The sequence below is a fragment of the Polyangium sp. 6x1 genome (genome assembly GCF_029946515.1).
Lineage (GTDB): Bacteria > Myxococcota_A > Polyangia > Polyangiales > Polyangiaceae > Polyangium.
Genome location: NZ_JARZHH010000002.1, coordinates 63,355 through 67,984, shown reverse-complemented (window position 1 = coordinate 67,984; position 4,630 = coordinate 63,355). Strand labels below are relative to the sequence as shown.

At 72.9% G+C, this 4,630-nt stretch carries 1 protein-coding gene; it reads right to left on the bottom strand.

All coding sequences use genetic code 11. From position 1 onward, the window contains the following. Positions 1 to 9 precede the first annotated feature (9 nt). Positions 10 to 4,629: a type I polyketide synthase gene (locus QHF85_RS03305; RefSeq protein ID WP_281325559.1), complete on the bottom strand. Its 4,620-nt coding sequence runs from the start codon at positions 4,627 to 4,629 to the stop codon at positions 10 to 12. Between the last annotated feature and the right edge of the window lies 1 nt (position 4,630).

Here is a 4,630-nt window from a genome sequence, read left to right as displayed (position 1 = left end):
GGCGTTCTCCTATCGATCCTCGCGCCTGCGCTGCAATCGTTCCCGGCGCCGCGCCCCCCGGGTTCGGCGGTCCGTGTACGTGGCCTCGCTCCCCTCGTCCTGATGCAGGAGCTGCGCGAGCGCCGCGACCGTCGGGCGCTCGAAGAGCGTCACGACGGGCAGGACGACGCCGAGCGCGCGCTTGAGCTCGGCGATGACCTTGAGCCCGATGAGCGAGTTGCCGCCGATATCGAAGAAGCTGTCGTGGCTGTCGACGCGCTCGACGCCGAGGACGCGCTTCCAGATGTCCGCGATCATCCGCTCGATTTCCTCGATCGGCGCCTCGATGCGCGCCTTGCCCGCCTCGCCGGCGTCGGTCCCGGTCAGCGCCTGGACCAAGCGCCCCGCCTCCTCCAGCACCGCAGAGAGATCCCGCGTCGAGACGACGATCTGCGGCGTCGCACGCGAAAGGACGCGGTCGAAGATGTCGATGCCCTCCTCGGTGCCGATGCCGCTCGCCTGGAGCATCTCCCGGTAGGCAGCGAAATCCTCGGCGCGCGCCGCCGTCGCGGCCTGGCCGATGTCGCGCCAGGCGTCCCAGTTGATGGAGACGACGTGCGTCTGGCCCTCGGCGGCGCATCGCTGCGCGAAGGCGTCGAGGAACGCGTTCGCCGCGCAATGGTCGACCTGACCGAAATCGCCGACGATCGCGGTCCGCGTCGAGCACACGAGGAAGAAGTCGAGCGGCTCACGGACGAGGCCGTGGAGCACGACGGTCCCCCCGACCTTGGGCCGGAAGATGCTCTCGACCGTCTCCAGGCTCTTCGTGCGGAGCAGGCCGCCGGGCGGCAAGCCCGCCGCGTGGATGACGCCGTTCAGCGCCCCGAACCGGGCGCGCGCCTCCGCGAGCACCTCGGCCATCCGGGCAGCGTCGGCCACGTCGCCCTGGAGCGCGAGCACCTCGCCGCCGAGCGCCTCGATGGCCTGGATCTTCGTGATGGCCCTGCGCGCCGGATCGTCCTCCCCATGCGACGCGCACCACGCGGCCCAGGTGTCCCGCGCGGGCAGCGCCGAGCGACCGACGAGGACGAGCCGCGCCTCGAAAGAGCGCGCGAGGTGCTCCGCGAGGGCCAGGCCGATGCCGCCGAGGCCGCCGGTGACGAGGTACACGCCGCGGCTGCGCAGGCGCGGCGCCGCGCTCGCCGGGCGCTCGAGGCGCACGGGCTCGAACGTCTGCTCCCAGCGGTGAGCGCCCCGGTGCGCGATGACGCCGCTCTGGCCCTCGCCCTCGGCCTCGGTGACGAGCTGCCCGAGCGCGCCGGGCCCAAGCGCGTCGGGATAACCGCCGAGGTCGACGCTCTTGCACGTGATGTTGAGGTGCTCCCGCGGCAGGACGCGACAGATCCCGAGGAGCGTCGCGTGCTCAGGCCGCAGGCGCTCGCTCCCGGTGACGGCCTGGACGCCGCTCGACACGACGAGGAGGTGCACCGCGTTGCGCGCCGGCAGCTCGCCGAGCGATTGCGCGAGGAAGAGCAAGCTCTGGAACCCGACGTCGCTCGCGTGGGCCGTCACGTCGTCGGTCCGGCGCGGCTCGAGCAGGCTCAGGGCGTGCAGGACGTGCGTCGGGGCGCGGTCGAGCTCGCGCGCGAGATCCTCGAGCAGCGTCGTGTACGCGCTTCGGCTCCGCGGGTCGATCTCGTAGAGCCCCTCGCGAACCCGCCGGTACGCCCCGCCGGGGCGCACGGTGACGACCGTGGCGCCGGTGGCCGCGAGCCGCTCCGAGAGCCCTTCGAGGGGCCCCTCGGGCGGCACGAAGACGAGCCAGCAAGCCTCGCCCGCCCCGGGCGCGGGCGCGGGCCACAACGTCCGTTTCCACGAGGGCAGGTAGAACCAGTCGGCGACGTCCGGCTTCTTGCCGCTCGCCTGCGGGGCGGTCGCCGCGCCCTCCACGGAGCACGGCGCGGCGAGGCGCGCGTCGGCGGGGCGGGGATCCACCCAGAAGCGCCGGCGCTCGAAGGAATACGTGGGCAGCGGGACGCGCCGTCGCGCGCCGCTCGCGTGCAGGCGCTCCCAGGGGACGGCGACGCCCGCGAGCCACAGCCGCGCGAGCGTGGTCATGGCGAACTCGACCTCGGAGCGCTCCTCCTGCGGCAGGCACATCGAGGACAGCACCGCCACTTTGCCCGACGAACCAGAGCCCACCTGCTGCCGCGCGGCCGAGCTCAGCGCGCGCCCGGGGCCGACCTCGAGCAGCACCCAGCGCGGGTCGTCGAGCAGCGTGCGGATGCTGTCGGCGAAGCGCACGGTTTGCCGGAGCTGGCGCACCCAGTACTCGACGCTCTCGGCCTCCTCGTCGCGGATCCACGTCCCCGTCACGCACGAGATGAAGGGCAGGCGCGGGCGGTTCCGCCGGAGGCCCCGCACGAACGCGGCGAACGCCGGCAGAATGGGCTCGACGAGGTGGGAGTGCGCGGCGACCTGGATCGGCAGGCGAACGTACTCGATGTCGCGCTCGTCCAAGGTGCGGACGAAGGCGTCGATCGCGTCCTCTTCTCCGGCGATGACGAAGCTCTCGGGGCCGTTCTTCGCGGCCACCGACAGGCGCGGATCGAGCAGCGGCGTCAGCGACGCCTCGGGCAGATCGACGCTCACCATGGCCCCGGGCCGCACGGCGCCGAGCAGGCGCCCGCGCTCCGCGACGAGCGCGAGCGCGTCCTCCAGCGAGAAGACGCCCGCGAGGCACGCCGCGACGTACTCGCCCATGCTGTGGCCGATCATCGCGGCGGGCTCGACGCCGAGCGACCTCCAGAGCTCGGCCAAGCTGTATTCGATCGTGAAGAGCGCCGGGAGCGCAAACGAGGGCTGCGTGAGCGCCCCGCCTCCCCTGCCCTCGCGGGCGTGCACGATGTCGCGCAGATCGGCGCCGAGCCGCGGCGCGAGGATCGCGGCGCAGCGATCGAACGCCGCGCGGAAGACCGGCTCGCTGCGGTAGAGCTCCGCGCCCATGCCGACGTGCTGCGTGCCGCTCCCGGGAAACATGAACGCCACCACGCGCGGCGTCCCCTCGACGGTCCCGGACAGGATGCGCCGCGGCTCGAAGAGCGCGCGCGCGACCTCGCCGCCGCGTTCGAGGTCGCAGACGATCGCCCGGCGATGGGCGAAGGACCGCCGCCCCACCTGGAGCGTGTACGCCACGTCGGCGAGCGGGACGTCGGGGTGGCTCTCGAGGTGCTGGGCGAGCGCCTGCGTGGCGCGATCGAGCGCCTCCGGGGTCTTCGCCGAGAGCAGGAGCGCGTGCCACGGGCGCGACGGGCCCGAGGGCGAGGCCGGCGGGGGCTCCTCCAGGATCACGTGCGCGTTGGTCCCACCGATGCCGATCGAGCTGACCCCCGCCCGGCGGGGCGAGCGCGCCGCGGGCCACGGCGCGGGCCGCGCGTTCACGAAGAAGGGGCTTTTGTCGAGCTCGAGGCGCGGGTTCGGGCGGGAGAAGTGGAGCGTCGGCGGGATCTCGCCATGGTGGACCGCGAGCGTGGTCTTGATGAGCCCCGCGACGCCCGCCGCCGCGTCCAGGTGCCCGACGTTCGTCTTCACGGAGCCGAGGGCGCAGAACTGCGTACGGCCGCTCGTCGCCTGAAACGCCTTCGTCAGCGCCGCGACCTCGACCGAGTCCCCGAGCGGCGTCGCCGTGCCGTGGGCCTCGACGTACCCGATGTCCTCGGGCGAGACGCCTGCGATGGCATGCGCGCGCGCGATGACCTCGGCCTGCCCCTCGACGCTCGGCGCGGTGAAGCCGACCTTCGCGGCGCCGTCGTTGTTGATCGCCGAGCCGCGGATGATGGCGGTGATCGTGTCCCCGTCCCGGATCGCGTCGTCGAGGCGCTTCAAGACCACCACGCCCACGCCGCTGCCGAACAACGTGCCATTCGCGCCCTCGTCGAAGGCGCGGCAGTGCCCGTCGGGCGAGGCGATGCCGCCGGGCTGGAAGACGTACCCCGCGCGCTGCGGCATGTGAATGGAGACGCCCCCCGCGATCGCCATGTCGCACTGGAAGCCGAGCAGCGCCTGGCAGGCGAGGTGCGTCGCCACGAGCGACGTCGAGCAGCCGCTCTGCACGTCCATGCTCGGCCCGCGCAGATCGAGGTGGTAGGCGACGCGTGTCGCGAGGAAGTCCCGATCGTTCGCCACCATGGCCGGGAACGTGTCCTCGGCGAGGGCGATCTCGGGGTGAGACATCAGGTTGAAGATCAGGTACGTGCTCACGCTGGTGCCCGCGAAGACGCCCACGGAGCCGGGGTTCGCGCCCCCGTAGCCGGCGTTCTCCAGCGCGGACCACGCGCACTCGAGGAAGACGCGCTGCTGCGGATCGAGCATCTCGGCGTCGCGCGGCGCGTAGCCGAAAAACGACGCGTCGAAATGCTCGATGCCCTCGAGCACCGGGGCCGCCGGGACGAAGTCCGGGTTCGCGAGCAGCTCCGCCCGCACGCCCCGCGCGCGGAGCTCCTCGCGCGAGAACATCGTGATGGACTCGACCCCGCCGACCAGGTTGCTCCAGAACGTCTGCGCGTCTTTCGCCCCCGGGAAACGGCACGCCATGCCGATGATGGCGACGGCCAGCTCGTCGTCAGCGGACCGCGCCGCTTCCTCACTCATG